The following is a 19,817-nucleotide window of genomic DNA, read 5'->3' as shown; positions in this document are numbered from 1 at the left end:
TTATTTGCATTGGTGATATACTAAAGGTGCTGTAGAGATTTTTTATTCTACTGAATTTCAATAATCGTCTGTTACTCATTTATTGATTTTTCCTTTCATGATACTGTGTACAAACGATTTTATCCTTACCTTTTGTTACTAGTTATTCTATTGCGTGAATAAAAATTCATAAAATTGATTGTTTTTTGTATAATAATGAATTAAAATACAAACACATTTCTTTTATGGAGGATAAATATGAACAAGAAAACAAATTCTCATCCAGCCCAATCATCCATTTTGACCAAGGGTGCAACCTTATCCTGCCTTTTGGTCTGCAGCTTGGTTCTAGCTCAACATGTTGCAGCAGAGGAAAACCTGCCTAGCCCCAACAACACACCAACTGTCACCAACACCTTGCAGCCAGAAGCTAATAGCTCAAGTCCTGAGACAAGTAGCCCTGACCAACCTTTAGCAGAAACACCTACCCCTGAGTCTACTGCTAGTCTAACAGAAGCTCCTAGTAGCACAGAAGAAAAACCTCTTAGCCCTGCTGAAGAGACAACAACAGATGCTTCAACCGCAGAAAGTTCGACTAGCCAGCCGGAAGGAACTACCAGTACTCTACAACCTCTTGCGACTGTTGCTGAATCGCCTACCACAAGTGAGAATGTAACTATTACAGAAACTCCTGCCACGCTTTATATGGACCAAGAAAATAGTGTTCAGGTTGCAGCTCCAACAACTTCTCCTCTAACTTGGACCATCAAAGATCTGCCTACTATGACCTATGATATGGAGACAGGAACCTTCACAAAGGAAGAACTACTGACCATCACCTCCGATCCTCAAGGTGACCTCACCAATTACACGATCACAATGAAACCACTCTTTGGTAGCGACCTCAGTCTACGTTGGCCAAACAACATCCGTCGTACCTACCGTGATTATATTCAAACCTATGTCTTAAAAGGTGTCAGCGCAGACGGAAAAACAATCATCACCAAAGAAATCACACTTCGTCCTTACGAAAGCTATATGACTCATGAGGAATTACAGGCAGAAATTGATGCTATCGAGAAGGAACATGCTGATGATCGTTTGGTAAAAGTGGAAACAATTGGGACCAGTGCTCAAAACAATCCTATCAAAATGGGCATTATCGCCAAGGATCAAGCCAGCATTGATGACTACCTCAGCAAGACAACACCAGCTATGTTAACCAATCCTGATGAGGCTATGAAACATTTGGCAGAAGGAGCATTTGACTACAAACTCCCTATTCTCATCAACAATACCCATGCCGATGAGCAACCGGGAATTGATGTGGTACGTGGCTTATTTGAAGAATTTGCCCGTAAAGCAACCATCGTTTATGAAACTGTCGATGCCAATAATCTTCCTCAAAAAATTGTGTTGGATGTCAAACAATTACTTGAAAAAGTCATCCTGCTCTTTAACTTCACAGAAAATCCTGACGGAGATATTGCCAATACACGTGCCTTAGCAAACGGCTTAGATCCAAACCGCGACACTGGTTACCAAACCAATCCTGAAACAAAGGCTATTGTGGAGCAAATAACTAAGTGGAATCCAATCTCCGTTTTTGACGTTCACGGCTTTGTAAAAGATTTCCTAATCGAGCCAGCCACTCCTCCACACGATCCTAACTTTGAATATGATATTTTTGAAGAAGACTTGGTCGCAGAAGCTAATGCTATGGGACGAGCAGGCATTACCAATTCTAAGTACGACCACTATATTATTCCAAAATACTACTATGGTTCTGGCTGGGATGACTCTTTCTCTGGTTATACGGCAGTTTATGCCCTCTATCATGGTATTTTAGGACATACGATCGAAATCCCTGAAACCAACCAAGATTCCTACAAGGCTGGTCTCTATGCTGTTCTAGCTGGTATCCACTACGCCTTGGAAAATAGTGACCGCTTAATGAAAAATCGACTAACTTACTATTCTCGAGGTGTTAATAAAGTGGAAGCGCCATCCGCAGAAACACCACTCGTAACAACTGACGGTAGTGTCAAAGGTCGGATTCGCCAAGATGGTCAAGCTAATTTCTTCCCAGATTACTACGTCATTCCAATGGAATTATCTGCGAACAACGATATTGATCAATCCTTCAAAATGATCGATTACTTCAGAAGAAATGGGGTATTACTCAGCCAATTGACAGAAGATACTGCCGGCTATAAAAAAGGAGATTTGGTGATTGACATGGCCCAAGCCAAACGCGGCTACGCTAACCATGTCATGTACAAGGGGTCCGATGAATCAGAGTGGGCTGAAATGTACGCTGAATTGGTCATGAATTTCCCTGATATGCGAGGCTTCAAGTCAGAAGCTGTATACACTGCCGACCTCTTCAAAGATAAATTGGGTCCAGTTACCCTATCTCAAGCACCACGTTCTGCAGCGGTAGAGGATACTCCATATTACTTCTTAGCCAATAATTCCCTAGCTGCTGTCCAAGCTGTCAACGCAGCCATTCGAGGTGGAAAATCCGTCTACTTAACAAACGATGGCTATATTATTGATAGTAAAACCTTCAAGGAAATGATTGGCAACTACCCACTCTATGCAGAGCCTTTCTATAAGAAACCTGTCGGCAAGACTCTGACAGCCATGAAAGTCTACTCTCCAGGAAATCCTAACATCAGCCTTGGTTTCCCATCTGTCTCAGAAGCAACACTCGGACTGAAGCAAATGGGATTTGATGTCGTCACTAGTCTAGACGAAGCTGATGTGGTGGTCTTGGACAATGGACAATTCGACGCCTCTGTATTTGGTAAAAAACCTGTTATTATTATCGGTGGAGAAGCCATGGCTCGCCTTGAAAAACTAGGTCTATTAGCTGGATTTGATGCTGAAACAATGGCAGCTAGAAATGCAGGTTCCTACGAGGGACTCATGCGAATCAAACTTGACGACCAAAGCCCTTACACTAGCGGATATAAGGCCGACACTCTATACTATGCAAACTCAGGTAGTTGGATTGCAGGTATTCCAAGTAATTTCAAGGTTTTGGCCAATATACAAGGAGGAAATTTCTATGTCTCTGGTTGGTGGCCTGGTCATGAAGAATTGGCAGGAAAAAATGTTGCCATTAGTGGTAGCTACATGGATCAGCCAATCTTTATCTTTGCTGGAAATCCTCTCAATAAGACCCATACCTTGAATTTCTATCGTTGGGTCAGCAATGCTATTTTTGGAACGGAGCTAGCAAACTTTGAGGACTTACCTCAAGCAACTCCAAAACCGATAACAACTGATAAACCAGCTCCTCTAGCTTATCAGCCACAAGCAACTAGACCGACAACACCTGCAAAAACTTTACCAAAGACAGGACAAGCAAGTTCTCCTATCCTGGTTATTGCAGGTGCCATGTTGGCCTTTGGTAGCTGTTTCTTATTAAAAGATAAAAAAGAAGAAAACTAGACATTTCTGACACACCAAAAAGAGGTTAGGACAAGTTCCCACCCTCTTTCTTATTTTTTAAAATGGTTCTTGGTTTCATGGATAATAATAGGGGACAAGACCAGTAAGGCAATCAGATTTGGTAAAGCCATCAATCCATTAACGATATCTGCAATCACCCAGACCAATTCTAATTCAATGAAGGCACCGACAACTACCATTGCCACAAAGAAAATTCGGTAGATTTTTAGGTGTTTGACTCCAAAAAGAAACTCAAAGCAACGTTCTCCATAGTAATTCCAACCCAAAATGGTCGTAAAGGCAAAGAGGGTCAAGAGAACGGTCAAGAGGCCACTTCCCCAGCTAGAATAAGTGCTGGTAAAGACCGATTGAGTTAAGGCTGCACCATTTTGCGTCCCTGTCCAAAATCCTGTCACAATAATCGAAAGCCCTGTCAAACTACAGATAATTAAGGTATCGATAAAAGTCCCTGTCATGGAAATCAAGCCCTGCTCCACCGCATGATTGGACTTAGCAGCCGCCGCAGCAATCGGTGCACTTCCCAGACCAGATTCATTAGAGAAGACGCCACGCGCCATCCCACTACGTAAAGCAACCATCATGGTCGCTCCGACAAATCCGCCTGTAGCCGCAGTCCCTGTAAAGGCTGAGCTAGCAATCATTTTCAAACTAGGAAGGAGACTATCTGTGTGCGTCACCAAAATTCCTAATGTCGCTAGAATATAGACAATCGCCATAAATGGGACTACCTTAGTCGCCACATCAGAAATCGCCTGAATCCCACGGAAAATAATCAAGGCCACGACCAGTCCCAACAAGATGCCGACCAGACGTACATCCACACCAAAAGAATTATGAATCGAACTCGTAATAGCATTGACCTGAGTAAAGGTTCCTATACCAAAGAGGGCAACTAGGAGACCACTAAAGGCAAAGAAAGTCGCTAGCGGACGCCATTTTTCTCCCATACCGAGGAGGATATAGTACATAGGACCACCTGAACTCTCACCATTGGCATCCGTTGTTCGGTATTTAATGGCTAAAAATCCTTCAGCATACTTGGTTGCCATCCCTAAGAAAGCCGCCACCCACATCCAGAACAAGGCTCCTGGACCACCTAATTTGATGGCTGTTGCAACTCCGACAATATTTCCAGTCCCGACAGTCGCTGCCAAAGCTGTACAGAGAGCCGCAAAACTAGATACTTCTCCATCTCCTGACTGGTCACCAGACAGAATCAGCCGAAAAGCTTTTGGAAGTTTAAATAACTGAAAAACTCCCAATCTCACGGTCAAATACAAGCCCGTTCCTACCAAAAGCATCAAAAGGGGCACTCCCCAGACAAAGGTTTGCACCTTTTGCATCAATTCAAGCATATCACATTCTCCTTTTTATCAATAGAAAACCAAGAAAAAAGAGGCTATAAATAGCCTCTGGATACACGAAAAACGTGGGGAAAGTCCCTTTTTTCGCTCTGTCCTTTTGCCTGAGAGTTTCAGCAGTTTCTGCCTTGCCCCTTCGGCGCCAAATGGTCTCTCCAGAGTTCCGTCTTTTTTACAGTTAGATTTCTCCTCCTATAAAAGGTCAACCGGTATTCTATTTTTATTGATATTAATTATACAGAAAATTCGTAGAATTGCAAGTTTTTATATAAAAACTCTCATTTTTTTAGCAAATCCACGAACAATCCATAACCTTCCGCTTCCATGTCATTTCTTGGAATAAAGCGCAATGCCGCAGAATTAATGCAGTAACGCAAACCACCCTTGTCTCGCGGCCCATCATCAAAGACATGTCCCAAATGCGCTTGTCCAGCGCGGCTCCGCACTTCTATGCGATTCATACCGTGGGAATAATCTTGGAAATAAGTGGCTACTTCCTTGCTAATCGGCTTGGTAAAGGATGGCCAACCACAGCCTGAATCAAACTTATCTGTGGACAAAAAGAGCGGCTCTCCCGTTGTAATATCGACATAAATACCCGCTTGGTCACTCTCGAAAAATTCATTTTCAAAAGGACGCTCTGTCGCCGCTTCTTGGGTCACCTGATATTGCAAATCTGTTAACCGAGCTTTCAAGTCTTCTTGACTCGGTTTGGCATAATCTTTGGCATCAATGACAGGAATTTTTGCTTGATTTACATCAATATGACAATAACCAGTCGGATTTTTCTTGAGATAGTCCTGATGGTAATCCTCCGCTAGAATATAATGGCGCAAGGGCTCACATTCGACTGCTAGTTTTTGGATACCGAGCTTAGCAGCTTCTTCTGCCATCACCGTCTCAATCACAGACACACTTGCTTCATCTGTATAGTAAATCCCCGTCCGGTACTGGCGCCCCTTGTCAGGTCCCTGCTGATTAACAGAAACGGGGTCAATGACGCGGAAATAATAGAGAAGAACTTCCCGTAGTGTCAACATATTTTCATCATAAGCCAGATAGACTGTCTCCGCATGATCTGTTTGCTTAAGGAGCTGATAAGAAGTGGTCTCCACCTGACCATTGGCATAACCTACGCTGGTCTTCAACACACCCTCAATCTGAGAAAAATATTCCTCTAATCCCCAAAAACAACCACCTGCAAGATAGATTTCTTTCATAGTGCACCTCCTAGAATTTGCAAAAAGAGAGTGGGACAAAAATCGTGATTTCGCAGAAATCGATTTTGTCGTCCCACCTCCGCACAGTTGACTAGACTGGTCGAAATCTCTTGCGTAGCAAGGGATGAGAACATTCAGTCAACCACTGCGTCAAACTGTTAAAACTATAGAAAATTAGAGAGCCTGAGACTTTTGTCCCAGACTCTTCTCAGCTCATTTTGTCATCAACGACCTATCATGGAAAAAATTAGCCAATCTCAGCCAAGATTGCTTTCAACTGTTCTTTCGTGTGAACGCCAGCCACTTGCTTGACCACTTGACCGTCTTTCTTGAACAGAAGTGTTGGGATAGACATAATACCAAAATGACGAGCTGTCTCTGGATTTTCATCCACGTCCATTTTGTAAATGCGTAATTCATCTTCGTCTACTTCTGCTGCCAATTGCTCCAAGATTGGGGCTTGCATACGACATGGACCACACCAAGTTGCCCAAAAATCTACAAGAACCACGCCTTCAGCTGTTTCTGTTTCAAAATTTGCATCTGTAATAGCTTGTACCATAAGAATTCTCCGTTTCTTCATTTTGTACTGTTATTCTACACTAAAAAAATCAGATTGGGAAATAATTGCTACGGTAGGAGTATTGGGGGACAAATCCCTTACAAATCAATGACGTAGGTATATTCTTGATAGCAGGTTTCCCTACCTAAAGGTCACAATCGTAGCACCTGAGCCGCCTGCGTTTTGCGGGGCATAGCCAAATTCTTTGATGTTGCGGTTGCGACGGAGATACTTGGTCACTCCTTCACGGATGACGCCTGTTCCGATACCATGAATGATATCCACCTGCGCCATATTGTTAAGGAGAGCTTGATCAATAAATTCATCCAATTCCTGCATGGCTTCTTCGTAACGTTTGCCTCGGAGGTCCAAACGGGCACGCGGACCTTTTGCTGCTGTCCGTTTGACAACATTGATTTGTTTTTGCTTGGTTTTGTCTTCCTTCTCAGCCTTGACAAGAGTAAATTCATCCCGTTTCAAGGTCATCTTAATCAGTCCAACTTGGGCCTCAAAACGTCCGTCCTTGAGCTGGCTGGTCAGGGTTCCACGTTGACCGTAGGCAGTCACGATGATGTCGTCTCCTACCTTAGCTGCCTTTTCTTCCTTGGCTTTTTTCAGAACTTTATTTTTAGATAAATCTACTGTTGCAGGAGCCAACTTTTTGAGCTGCTCCTTGGCTTCAATAATCTGATGCGGCTTGAGACTGGCTTGGTCATGCAGATTTTTGAGGATGTCCTCACTTTCTGTCAAGGCCAAAGCCACAATTTCCTGAGCTTCTAAACGAGCCTTGTTGAGTTCGGTTTCCCGTTCACGGTTGAGTTCGTTGTAAAGTTTACGCAGGGCTCGATTCATTTTGAGATTTTCCTGCTCGACTTCCCGAATGCGGTCCAATCGTTTACGACTTTCCAAGGTCTGCATTTCCAGTTTTTCAATGATATTATTGACATCACTATCTGTGTCTGTCCAGGCTTGAGCTGCACCAATAACCGCATCTGACAAGCCCAGACGGCGTGCAATTTCAAAGGCATTTGACCGACCAGGGACTCCTTGCAAAAAACGATAGGTTGGTCGCAAACTATCCGTATCAAATTCCATGCTGGCATTTTCCACTGCCTGAGTCTCAATACCATAAGCCTTGAGTTCTGGATAGTGGGTGGTCGCCATGGTCTTGATGCCACGGAGGCGCAAATCATCTAAGATAGCCATAGCAAGACTGGCTCCCTCTTGCGGATCCGTTCCCGCTCCCAACTCGTCAAAGAGAATGAGCGACTGGTCATCAGCCTTGGCTAAAATATCCACAATGTGGGTCATGTGACTAGAGAAAGTTGATAGACTCTGCTCAATAGACTGCTCATCGCCGATATCGGCAAAAATCTGATTGAAAATCCCGACACGACTCCCTTTATCAGCCAAAATCGGCAGACCAGACTGGGCCATGAGCTGAGCTAGCCCCAGTGTTTTTAGCATAATGGTCTTACCACCCGTATTGGGACCAGTAATGACAATGGCGGTCAAATTTTTTCCAAAATGTAGATGATTGGCTACAGGATGAGTAATCAAGGGATGGCGAACATTGAGAAGGGCGATGTCCTGATCTTGAGATAGGGTCGGCACCACCGCTTCATAGCGACGAGCAAAAAGATGCTTGCCCCGCACCAAATCCAAGTGCCCGATAACCCAAGCATTGTTTCCGATAATAGCTGCGTGCGGTCGAATCATGTCTGACAACTGAGACAAAATCCGTGCAATCTCATGACGCTCTTCAGCACGTGCATTGGTGATGTCTTCGTTCAGAGCCACGACTGAGCGCGGTTCAATGTAGACGGTCGATCCAGAAGCCGAAATATCGTGCACGACCCCTGCAATCTTGTTTCGGAAGGTATTTTTGACCGGCAAGACATTGCGTCCATTCCGACTAGCCAAAACGCTATCTGACAACATATCCGCCTTGGTCTTGAGAAATTCCTGCATGAGCTGACGGACCTGAGCTTCAGCTTCTTGGATTTTCCGACGGATCTTCATAAGATTTTCAGAGGCAAAATCCTCTACAAAACCGCCGTCGTTGATGGATTGAAGTGATCCTTGTAAACTAGGAAAGAGCTCCATCTTTTCAAACAAATGCTGTAGCTGTTGCAAACCGACATTTTCCAAATTACTATAAAAATCTGCCAAATTTTTGCTGACTTCTAAGATTTTTTTCAGACTCAAGAGTTCAGAAATGTTGAGGTCAGCGTCCAACTGCAATCGCTTGACAGCAGGCGTCACATCCACCGTCTTGCCAATGGCAAAATAAGGATAATATTCAAAAATAGCTGCCATATCCTTGATTTCATCAAAGGCTTGTTGAAGACGGTCAGCTTCCGCCATGGGAGTCAGTCCCTGTAATTCTTGCAAGCCCTGTTCCGTCACCACGAAGGGCTCTAAGAGGACTGTTACTTTCTTAAATTCTAGGGTTTCGATAATTTTTTGATTCATGATATTTCCTACTAAAAAAGAGGTAAGTTCTGCTTACCCCACCACATTTGTCACCCAAAGTTGCTGCAAGACACTTGTCATAATCGGGGTGTATTTGATAATGGCATTGGCCACAAAGCTTTCTTGCAAATAATGCTGTACTGTCGCAAGAGGAACAGTTGCCACCACGGTTAAGATCAACTGCAGCGAAATCAAGGTCACAATCACAGCCAGACCACCACTGATGGAATTGGTCAGGCGCGTATCTGGATTGATAAAATTCAGCAGATGCACAAAAATGCCGATAAAGCGCATAATGGCATAAACAAGAATATAAACCGCTAAAAAGGCCAGACCAGCATAAAAAATCTCGTCCAAGTTAAACAGATATTTGCTGGCAAAATAGGCATTCTTGGCGCCATCTGTCGCCGTTGTAAAAGGCACCCAGAGATAGAAAATTTTAGCTAAACTCTTGTAATTTCCAGAAGCGATGATCAGGGCTAAAACTGCTGAAAATGTATAATAAGCCTGCAAAACCAAACCACGACTGTAGCCGATGTAAAAGCTCCACAATAAAATAATCAATAAAATCAAGGAAATCATAGGTTCTCCTCAAGTTCGTCCAAGTCCACCAAGGGGGCGGTTTTCTGCAAGACTTTTTCTTTCATGTTTTCGAGTTCGAGTTCTGTCTTTTCAAAAGCCACTTCCCGTGTCAACTGGACAGAAAGAGCATTGATAGCCAAAAGCAAAGCCAAGGTTTCTGGGTCTGCATTGGGCATTTTTGCTTTCAAGGCTTGGTATTTTTCCTGGGCCACACGCTCGATTTCTTCCATAAAGAGATTGTCGTGCTCAGTGGTCAAGGTTAATTGTTTTTCTCCGAATGTAAATTTATATCGATTCAAGTTTGCCATAAAATCACCTCATTCTTCATTATACCGTAAAATCAGCTTTTTGACTATCTCGACCTGCTTGATTAAGGCAAAAGGACAGAAATATGCTATACTGATAAAATGAACACAATCGTATTGAAAGTGACTGATACCGTCAAGAAAAAGATGTTAGAAAACTATGCTGCTTACCAGCAACCTAGCAAGAATGCCTATATGGATGGATTTTTCAAGCTGGACGGGGCTTCTCTGTCTATTTATACTTCTGGGAAAGCTATGTTTCAAGGGGAGAAGGCTGGATTTTATGCAGAAAAATGGGGCTGGGTTCCTGACGACACTGACTCGTCAAGTCCTAGCGGACAGGACATGCCCATGATTGGGACAGACGAGGTGGGAAACGGCTCCTACTTTGGTGGTCTTGCGGTGGTAGCAAGTTTTGTCACCCCAGCTGACCATGCCTTTCTTCGTTCATTGGGAGTAGATGATTCTAAAAAAATGACAGACCAAAAAATCTGCCAAATCGCGCCACTCTTAAAAGAAAAGATTACCCACCAAGCTCTGCTATTGTCCCCAAGAAAATACAACCAAGTCATCGAGCAAGGTTACAACGCTGTCTCTGTCAAAGTGGCTCTCCATAATCAAGCTATCTTTCTGCTGCTCCAAAAGGGCGTTCAGCCTAACAAGATTGTCATCGACGCCTTTACCAGCACCAAGAACTACGACAAGTATCTGAGCAAGGAGAAAAATCGTTTTGCCAATCCGGTGACACTAGAGGAAAAGGCCGAGGGCAAGCATCTGGCTGTCGCTGTCTCTTCCATCATCGCACGCGCTATGTTTTTGGAAAATCTGGTCCAACTCGGGCAAGAAATTGGCTGCAATCTACCTTCTGGTGCAGGAAGCAAGTCTGACCAAGTTGCCAGCAATATTCTCAAAACACATGGGATGGCTGGGCTTGAATCTACCGCCAAACTCCACTTTGCCAATACGAAAAAAGCGCAAGCATTACTAAAATAGGTGAATTTATATGAAATATTTTTTGAAAGAATGGGGACTTTTTACCCTCATCTTGACCCTCTTTATCCTAAGCCGACTTTTTATCTGGAGTCCCGTCACCGTTGACGGCCATTCTATGGACCCAACTCTTCTTGATCAGGAAAAATTACTCATGGTCAAGACCACTAGCATTAACCGATTTGACATTGTCGTAGCTAGTGAGTTGGATGAAGAAGGCAAGGAAAAGCTCATTGTCAAGCGGGTTGTCGGCATGCCTGGTGATACCATTCGCTATGAAAATGACGCCCTTTATGTCAATGACAAAAAAGTGGAGGAGAGCTACCTAGCTGACTATAAGGCCCTATTTGCCAAAGACAAGCTCCAGTCAACCTATTCCTACAACTCTTACTTCCAAAAGTTAGCTCAACAAGCCAACTACTTCACCCAAGACGCTACTGGCAATGCCAACTTTACAGTCACTGTCGGGAAGGGAGAATATTTTCTACTTGGAGACGATCGGATTGTCTCACAAGATAGTCGCGCTGTTGGTAACTTCAAAAAAGCAGATATAAAAGGCGAAATTGTCTTCCGCTTCTGGCCATTTAGTCGTTTCGGCGGCATGTAAGATTTATTTAGGAGTTGGGCTCAAATCCGACTCCTAAATTTATGCTAATTAGAATAACTAAGCGCAGTGGTTGGGGGACCTGTTTAAGTTGAAAATAAAGCTTGCGGAGCAAGTGTCAAAAGGTCCGGTGGACGTTTTCTGCCTGAGCTTAAAAGTTGGGAGCGAAGGGAACCCTTTATAAACTGTTGTGAGTTCTTTCCCACTCCCTTTTCACATACATCTAAGAGAGAACACTATGTCTGAAGTTTATTTTTCTGGGACCATTGATAGGATTATTTTTGAAAATCCCAGTAATTTTTACAAGATTCTTCTGTTAGAAATTGACGATAGTGACGCTGATTTTGAAGACTACGAAGTCATTGTCACCGGTACGATTGCCGACATCATCGAAGGAGAAGAATATCGTTTTTATGGTCAACTAGTGACCCATCCAAAATATGGCCAACAATTGCAAGTTAGCCGTTACGAGCGGGCCAAGCCGACATCAGCTGGACTGGTCAAGTATTTTTCCAGCGCCCACTTCAAGGGAATTGGGCGAAAAACAGCTGAAAAAATTGTTCAGCTCTATGATGGTGACGATGTCATCGACCAGATTTTAGCTGAGCCTGAAAAATTAAGTCAAATAACAGGCCTTTCCGCTAAAAATCGCCAAGAATTTCTGGACAAACTCCGCATGAATTACGGGACGGAAATGATTTTAGCCAAGTTGGCAGAATATGGCATTCCCAACAAACTCGCCTTTCAAATCCAAGACCTCTACAAAGAAAAAACCTTGGACCTCATCCAGGAAAATCCTTATCAACTGGTCGAAGATGTGCAAGGGATGGGCTTTACCATTGCCGATAAAATCGCTGATAATCTAGGAATTGAAGCCCAATCTCCTCAACGGTTCCGCGCAGGTCTCCTCTTTAGCCTACTCAATCGTTCCATGGAAATGGGTGATACCTATGTTGAAGCACGTGATCTCTTAGAAAACACACTGGAAGTTTTGGAAAAGGCCCGTCCTGTTGAACTAGAGCCGGCTGCCGTGGCGGGTGAGCTGACCAATCTCATCAATGAAGGCAAGGTCCGGCAAATTGACACCAAAATTTTTGATAACAGCCTCTTCTTTGCTGAGCAAGGTATTCAGAAAAATCTCAGCCGTCTACTTGAGAAATCAAGTGTTAAAACCTTTCCGCGTGAAGAAATTGAAGCGGCCATCGACCAGCTGGAAATTGAAGCCAGTCTGACCTACGACAGCATTCAAAAAGAAGCTATTATAGAGGCCATCAACAATCCTCTCTTTATCCTGACTGGCGGACCAGGTACTGGTAAGACTACCATTATCAACGGGATTATTGCTATCTACGCGATTTTACACAAGATCAATCTGCAAAAATCCACCAGCGACTGCCCTATCTTACTGGCGGCTCCGACTGGTCGCGCCGCCCGCCGTATGAATGAATTGACAGGTCTACCAAGTGCGACTATCCACCGCCATCTCGGTCTGACTGAAGACGCGACGGAGCCTACGCGTGATGATTATCTAGATGCTGAACTCATCATCATCGACGAATTTTCTATGGTGGATACTTGGCTAGCACATCAGCTCTTCAATCATATCTCTTCCAACAGTCAAGTGTTGATCGTAGGCGACGCAGACCAGCTTCCGTCCGTCAGTCCGGGGCAGGTCTTAGCAGACCTCCTACAGGTTCCTAGTCTGCCCAGTATTAAGCTGGAGAAGATTTATCGTCAATCGGACGACTCCACCATTGTCCACTTGGCCAGTCAGATTCGCCAAGGCAGTTTGCCAGCTGATTTTACCCAGAAAAAGGCTGACCGTTCCTACTTTGAAACAGGAAATGAACAAATCCCAGCTATGGTTGAACGCATTGTTAGCGCAGCTGTCAAGTCAGGTATTCCAGCATCAGAAGTCCAGATATTAGCCCCCATGTACCGTGGCGCAGCAGGCATTGATCAGCTCAATCTCATGGCGCAAGCCCTGCTCAACCCTCTGGCTGAAAACGCACTAGAATTCGCCTACAACGACCAAACCTTCCGTCAAGGCGACCGCGTGATTCACCTCGTTAACGACGCTGAAAGCAATGTCTTTAACGGTGATTTAGGCTACATCACCGACCTCCTGCCTGGCAAGTATACCGACTCCAAGCAGGACGAGATCACCATTAACTTTGACGGCAATGAGATTAGCTATCCTCGTAATGAATGGTACAAGATTACCCTGGCCTACGCCATGTCCATTCACAAGTCGCAGGGGAGCGAGTTTCAGGTAGTCATCCTGCCCATTACCGGTAACAGCCACCGCATGCTCCAGCGCAACCTTATCTATACAGCTATCACTCGCGCCAAAAGTAAGCTTATCCTTCTGGGACAGGTTCGCGCCTTTGGCTATGCCGTAAAAAACGCTGGCACCAGACGCAAGACCTATCTAGTTCCTCGTTTTCTTGGGAAAACGGCAGAGCTGGACAGTCTAAAAACTTCACCAGACGCAACTTCCCCTCAGCCAGCCGATTATCGCCTGACCGAGCAAAACATCCTCACCATTGATCCCATGATTGGAATAACCGAAGAAGATATTGCTCAATTTTTTAAAATCTAAGATACCCACTAATCAAATATTTTCCCCTAAATAGTAAAAATACAAAAACACAAGAGACTCAGAAATAGAGTTCTCTTGCGTTTTTCTTTCTACCCAAAATTCGTTACCGTCACGCCCAGCAGACGAATGCCTTTTGCTGGTTCACCGACCGCCTCAAAAATGTCATGCGCCTGACGCTCGATAACCTCCTCATTTTTAGTGTATTCTTCTAAACTAACGCGTTTGGTCATGGTAGCAAAATCGCCATAGCGTATCTTAACCACCACTGTTTTGCCGACCTTGCCATGCTTGTCCAGACTTTGGCTGACGCGTTTGGCTAAACTTGTCAACTCTTTTTTAGCATCTTCTTCCGTATAAAGGAGCTTGGCGTAGGTCCGTTCCTTACCGATGGACTTGCGGAACCGATTGACCTTGACCTTATTTGAAGAAATGCCCCGCGCCTTCCTGTACAAGTCAAATCCGAATCGTCCAAACTTGTCAATCAAGGTCATCTCAGGGATTTCTAACAAATCCTTGCCTGTAAAAACAGCCATATCATGCAACCGTTCGACCGTTTTCTTTCCCACTCCGTGAAATTTTTCAACAGGCATTTCCGACAAAATCTCTACCGCTTCTTCTGGCAAAATCAAGGTCAGACCATGCGGTTTTTCCATATCAGAAGCAATTTTTGCCAAAAATTTATTATAGGAAACGCCAGCTGAAGCTGTCAACTGTAATTCATTCCAGATATCATATTGAATCATTTTAGCCACCTTGACGGCGGACTTGATTCCTAATTTATTATCTGTTACATCCAAGTAGGCCTCATCAATGGACATAGGCTCCACCAAATCCGTATAGCGCTTGAAAATCTCTCGCACCTGCAAGCCAACTGCTTGGTATTTCTCATAATTCCCCGAAATGAAAATCCCTTGCGGACAACGCTCATAAGCCTCCTTAGAAGACATGGCTGAATGTACCCCGAACACACGCGCTTCATAGCTACAAGTCGAGACCACACCCCGACCACCCGTCTGCCGCGGATCTCTTGCAATGATAACGGGTTTTCCTTTCAATTTCGGATTGTCTCTTTGCTCAATGGCAGCAAAAAAGGCATCCATATCGATATGAATGATTTTTCGTGATGTGTCATTGATCAAAGGAAAAATTAACATAAAGCCTCCGTTTTCTCCTATTATACTCTACTTCCCACTAAAATACCGGATTTGAAAACAGGGGAAATTTATGAAAAACATTGTAAGTTTTTGTAAATTTTTTCAATATTTTTTCAGGAGTTTTGACCTTGTAGAAAGTGTTTACAAGTGGTATAATGAAAGCATTAAAAGTGTTTGCAACACTTAATAAGAAGGAGAAACCTCATGTCAACAAAGGTTAAAACTAAAAATGTAACTGAAGACATTTTCGCCCAAGCCTGGGAAGGATTTGCAGGTACTGACTGGCAAGAAAAAGCTAGCGTATCACGTTTTGTTCAAGCAAACTACACACCATATGATGGTGATGAAAGCTTCCTTGCAGGTGCAACTGAGCGTTCACTCAAAATTAAAAAAATCGTAGAAGAAACAAAAGCTCGCTACGAAGAAACTCGTTTCCCAATGGACACTGATCGTGCAGCATCTATAGCTGACATCCCAGCTGGTTACATCTCAAAAGAAGACGAATTGATTTTCGGTCTTCAAAATGATGAACTCTTCAAACTTAGCTTCATGCCAAAAGGTGGTATCCGTATGGCTGAAACTACTTTGACAGAAAACGGCTACACTCCAAACGAAACATTACATGAAATTTACACAAAACACGTAACTACTGTTAACGACGGTATCTTCCGTGCTTACACTTCAAATATCCGTCGCGCTCGTCACGCTCACACTGTAACTGGTCTTCCAGATGCTTACTCACGTGGACGTATCATCGGTGTTTATGCTCGTCTTGCTTTGTACGGTGCTGAATACTTGATGGAAGAAAAAGTTGCTGACTGGAATGCAGTAAAAGAAATCAACGAGGAAACTATCCGCCTTCGTGAAGAAATCAACTTGCAATACCAAGCATTGCAACAAGTTGTTCGCCTTGGTGACCTTTACGGCGTTGACGTTCGTAAACCAGCCATGAACGTAAAAGAAGCTATCCAATGGGTAAACATCGCCTTCATGGCAGTATGTCGCGTTATCAACGGTGCTGCTACTTCACTTGGTCGTGTACCAATCGTTCTTGATATCTATGCAGAACGTGACTTGGCTCGTGGTACATTTACTGAAAGCGAAATCCAAGAATTTGTTGACGACTTCGTTATGAAACTTCGTACAGTAAAATTCGCTCGTACAAAAGCTTACGATGCACTTTACTCAGGTGACCCAACATTCATCACAACTTCAATGGCTGGTATGGGTGCTGACGGTCGTCACCGTGTAACGAAGATGGACTACCGCTTCCTCAACACTCTTGACAACATCGGTAACTCACCAGAACCAAACTTGACTGTTCTTTGGACTGATAAATTGCCATACAGCTTCCGTAAGTACTGTATGAAAATGTCACACAAACACTCTTCTATCCAATACGAAGGTGTGACTACAATGGCTAAAGACGGTTACGGTGAAATGTCATGTATCTCATGCTGTGTATCACCACTTGACCCAGAAAACGAAGATGCACGTCACAACATCCAGTACTTCGGTGCTCGTGTAAACGTCTTGAAAGCTCTTCTTACTGGTATCAACGGTGGTTACGACGATGTACACAAAGACTACAAAGTATTTGACATCGACCCAATCACTGACGAAGTTCTTGACTTCGAAACAGTTAAAGCTAACTTTGAAAAATCTCTTGACTGGTTGACTGACACTTACGTAGATGCCTTGAACATCATCCACTACATGACTGACAAGTACAACTACGAAGCAGTTCAAATGGCCTTCTTACCAACTAAACACCGCGCTAACATGGGATTCGGTATCTGTGGTTTCGCAAATACTGTTGATACATTGTCAGCTATCAAGTATGCTACAGTTAAAACTATCCGTGATGAAAACGGCTATGTTTACGACTATGAAACAACTGGTGACTACCCACGTTGGGGGGAAGATGACCCACGTTCAAACGAATTGGCTGAATGGTTGATTGAAGCTTATACTACTCGTCTTCGTAGCCACAAACTTTACAAAGACGCTGAAGCAACTGTATCACTTCTTACAATCACTTCAAACGTTGCCTACTCTAAACAAACTGGTAACTCACCTGTTCACCGTGGTGTATACTTGAACGAAGATGGCACAACTAACTTGTCACAACTTGAGTTCTTCTCACCAGGTGCTAACCCATCAAATAAAGCTCGTGGTGGTTGGTTGCAAAACTTGAACTCACTTGCAAGCCTTGACTTCTCATATGCTGCTGATGGTATCTCATTGACTACTCAAGTATCTCCAAAAGCTCTTGGTAAAACATTCGATGAGCAAGTAACAAACTTGGTAACAATCCTTGACGGTTACTTTGAAAATGGTGGTCAACACGTTAACTTGAACGTTATGGACTTGAAAGATGTCTATGAAAAAATCATGGGCGGTGAAGATGTAATCGTTCGTATCTCTGGTTACTGTGTAAACACTAAATACCTCACACCAGAACAAAAAACTGAATTGACTCAACGTGTCTTCCACGAAGTTCTTTCAATGGACGACGCTGCAGAAGCACTTTCAGCTAACTAATCCAAAAGCACTCCTTGCGGAGTGCTTTTTCTTATCTTCAAAAAGAGTGTGTGACAAAAATCGTGATTTCGTAGAAATCGATTTTGTAGTCACACCTCCGCACAGTTGAGTAGAGCTCTAATATGTTGCTAAATCAACTTTTATAGCTCACTCAACCACTGCGTTAAAGTGTTATTTGTATAAAAGTTTAAGAACTTGAGACATTTGTCCCAAGTTCTCATAGATTTGCTTTAATGACATCCCGCAACTCTCTGCATTTTTCTATCCAGAGCGGACGATCATCATAATTGTAGGTCCGATTGGTTAGGAAAATAGCTGCTTTTTGTGCTTTGCGATTAACCATGATAAAGGGACCTGTGTAGCCGGTATGGTCCAACCATTCTCCTTCATCAATATTCCAGACAATGGAGCGCGGCTTGTCCGTACTGAGATTGGTCGCCAAATCTGCCGCAAATTCCTCCTGTAAATAATGCAATAGAAAGATTTCTAGGTCGTTGATGGTTGAAAACAGACCTGCTGAACCACAGTGTACTCCCAAGACCCTCGCTTTAGGGTCATGTACAATACCAGCTGGCTGTTCCTTAACAGTTGCTACAGCCCCTGATCGTAGTCCAAAACTAGTTTCTGTCATTCCCCACGGTTCAAAAATCTTATCCTGCAAAATCTTATCCAAAGATTGACCATATAAGTCCTCTACCATAAATCCTAGGAGAATCAAGTTGACATCTGTGTACTTGAAAGACTTGTCCTCGGTCACTGTCAAACTGTGCATAGCAGACTTAAGCTCAGCTGCATTTAGCTGATCCCGATTCGGGATATAGGGATGAATGCCAGATGTATGAGTAATCAGCTGGCGAATGGTTACACTGCTATCTTCAAAGGCGGGATAGTAGGTCTGAAAAGACTGATCTAGCTCAACTCTACCTTCTTGGATTAGCTCAATCAATACTGTTCCGACACCGACTACCTTTGACACAGACGCCAAATCATAAACCATACCTTGGCTGGTTGGCAAATCATCCTCAGCATTACCAAGGTAATATTCCTGCCAAGCGCCGTCAGAAAAGAGAGCCAAAGAGGCTCCCGGATAGAGGTTGTCAGCTATCTGTTGCTGAATTTTGTCAAGAATCTTTTGTCTCATTTTTCAAACCACAACTCAATACCACTTGGATCAGTCGCTTGAATAAAGGTCTCTTTCTTATCTTTAAAGAAATCTCCCTGAAGTTTCCCTTCTAAATCAGTCCAATCCATATCGGCTGCAACTTTGAAACGAAGACTATCCAAATCCCAAGTACTATCTGCCGGCGCTAGCAAATCTTCTCCTTCGGCTTCTTGGAAGCTAAGAACAGACTGATCTGGTAAGATTTGGTCATAAAAAGTACGACTATTATCTGCTTGAGGGCTGTTGATGATAATCTTTTCCACTGTAAAAGCTGTCAATCCAGAAAAGTCTGCTGTTTTCTTAAAGTCAACAGGTGGCAAGATTTCTTTTAAAGCAGCGATATCCTCTTCCCCATGAAGAAGAAAAGTATCTTTTTCTGGCGTTACTGTTTCAAAGGCGTAGCCGTTTTTTCCTTGGAATAGTTTGGTGAATCGGCTACCACGCGCCAAAAGTGCTTCAACTTCTAAGGTATTTTCAACCTTGATGATAATTTTTGCCAGTTTTTTTAGCCCTTTAACTGCACGCGTACGCATACTAGGTGACTCAATTAAAACAAGCTGGCTTTCTTTATACCCATGCCCACTAAATTCTGCAAAGGGTCCATCTTCTAAAATAGTCTTCAACCCTAAATCTTGCTCAAAAAAATCTTGGTTCATTGAACGATTATTCACCCGTAAGGCTGGAACTATTTTTTCTGAATCTATATACATGTCTTTCTCCTTCGGTTCATACCATTCTATTGTAAAGGAAAATTCTGTATTTGACAAATATTTATACACAATTTCAAGCCATAAAAA

The 19,817-nt window shown here is 43.4% G+C and carries 14 protein-coding genes and 1 riboswitch; of the genes, 5 read left to right on the top strand and 9 right to left on the bottom strand.

From position 1 onward, the window contains the following. The first annotated feature begins 237 nt into the window (after positions 1-237). Positions 238-3,438, top strand: coding sequence for an LPXTG cell wall anchor domain-containing protein (locus ACHUFA_RS04380; RefSeq protein ID WP_394405020.1), 3,201 nt, complete (start codon positions 238-240; stop codon positions 3,436-3,438). A 50-nt stretch (positions 3,439-3,488) separates the two neighbouring features. Here the strand turns inward: ACHUFA_RS04380 and ACHUFA_RS04375 are convergent, their stop codons facing one another. The 6 genes from ACHUFA_RS04375 to ACHUFA_RS04350 form a co-directional block, all read right to left on the bottom strand. After that, a complete protein-coding gene (locus ACHUFA_RS04375; RefSeq protein WP_394405019.1) occupies positions 3,489-4,814 on the bottom strand; it encodes an alanine/glycine:cation symporter family protein in 1,326 nt (441 codons plus the stop codon). A gap of 88 nt (positions 4,815-4,902) precedes the next feature. Continuing rightward, positions 4,903-4,989, bottom strand: a riboswitch (glycine riboswitch). A gap of 109 nt (positions 4,990-5,098) precedes the next feature. Further along, entirely contained in the window at positions 5,099-6,040 is a 942-nt protein-coding gene (gene msrB, locus ACHUFA_RS04370) for a peptide-methionine (R)-S-oxide reductase MsrB (protein ID WP_394405018.1), read from the bottom strand. 247 nt (positions 6,041-6,287) lie between these two features. Next, positions 6,288-6,602: a thioredoxin gene (trxA, locus tag ACHUFA_RS04365; protein WP_222347734.1), complete on the bottom strand. Its 315-nt coding sequence runs from the start codon at positions 6,600-6,602 to the stop codon at positions 6,288-6,290. A 141-nt stretch (positions 6,603-6,743) separates the two neighbouring features. Continuing rightward, positions 6,744-9,077 carry an endonuclease MutS2 gene (locus tag ACHUFA_RS04360; protein WP_394405017.1) on the bottom strand — a complete coding sequence of 778 codons (2,334 nt, stop codon included), beginning with the start codon at positions 9,075-9,077 and terminating at the stop codon, positions 6,744-6,746. Between the two features lie 33 nt (positions 9,078-9,110). Then, positions 9,111-9,659 (bottom strand): CvpA family protein, encoded by a 549-nt coding sequence (locus ACHUFA_RS04355; RefSeq protein WP_222347732.1) that lies wholly within the window; start codon positions 9,657-9,659, stop codon positions 9,111-9,113. Next, complete coding sequence (locus tag ACHUFA_RS04350) at positions 9,656-9,967, bottom strand: hypothetical protein (RefSeq protein WP_222347731.1); 312 nt, start codon at positions 9,965-9,967, stop codon at positions 9,656-9,658. Before ACHUFA_RS04350 ends, ACHUFA_RS04355 begins: the two co-directional genes overlap by 4 nt. Positions 9,968-10,066: 99 nt before the next feature. Between ACHUFA_RS04350 and rnhC the strand changes: the two genes are divergently transcribed. From rnhC to recD2, 3 genes are all read left to right on the top strand, one after another. After that, positions 10,067-10,957, top strand: coding sequence for a ribonuclease HIII (rnhC, locus tag ACHUFA_RS04345; RefSeq protein WP_394405016.1), 891 nt, complete (start codon positions 10,067-10,069; stop codon positions 10,955-10,957). Between the two features lie 10 nt (positions 10,958-10,967). Further along, positions 10,968-11,561 (top strand): signal peptidase I, encoded by a 594-nt coding sequence (gene lepB / locus ACHUFA_RS04340; RefSeq protein ID WP_394405015.1) that lies wholly within the window; start codon positions 10,968-10,970, stop codon positions 11,559-11,561. 235 nt (positions 11,562-11,796) lie between these two features. Then, entirely contained in the window at positions 11,797-14,160 is a 2,364-nt protein-coding gene (gene recD2, locus ACHUFA_RS04335; RefSeq protein WP_394405014.1) for an SF1B family DNA helicase RecD2, read from the top strand. 89 nt (positions 14,161-14,249) lie between these two features. Here the strand turns inward: recD2 and dinB are convergent, their stop codons facing one another. Then, positions 14,250-15,314 (bottom strand): DNA polymerase IV, encoded by a 1,065-nt coding sequence (gene dinB / locus ACHUFA_RS04330; protein WP_394405013.1) that lies wholly within the window; start codon positions 15,312-15,314, stop codon positions 14,250-14,252. A gap of 204 nt (positions 15,315-15,518) precedes the next feature. Here dinB and pflB point away from each other — a divergent pair, with 204 nt between their 5' ends. Then, positions 15,519-17,858, top strand: a complete 2,340-nt coding sequence (pflB, locus tag ACHUFA_RS04325) for a formate C-acetyltransferase (protein WP_394405012.1) — start codon at positions 15,519-15,521, stop codon at positions 17,856-17,858. 217 nt (positions 17,859-18,075) lie between these two features. On the opposite strand, the gene ACHUFA_RS04320 is transcribed toward pflB, so the two are convergent. Then, on the bottom strand, positions 18,076-18,999 hold the full coding sequence (locus tag ACHUFA_RS04320; RefSeq protein WP_394405011.1) for a serine hydrolase domain-containing protein: 924 nt from the start codon (positions 18,997-18,999) through the stop codon (positions 18,076-18,078). Further along, complete coding sequence (locus ACHUFA_RS04315) at positions 18,996-19,730, bottom strand: CppA N-terminal domain-containing protein (RefSeq protein WP_222347724.1); 735 nt, start codon at positions 19,728-19,730, stop codon at positions 18,996-18,998. Before ACHUFA_RS04315 ends, ACHUFA_RS04320 begins: the two co-directional genes overlap by 4 nt. Between the last annotated feature and the right edge of the window lie 87 nt (positions 19,731-19,817).

The sequence above is a fragment of the Streptococcus hepaticus genome, from assembly GCF_043656315.1.
GTDB classification, from domain to species: domain Bacteria; phylum Bacillota; class Bacilli; order Lactobacillales; family Streptococcaceae; genus Streptococcus; species Streptococcus hepaticus.
This window is presented reverse-complemented; position numbering and strand designations above follow the sequence as displayed.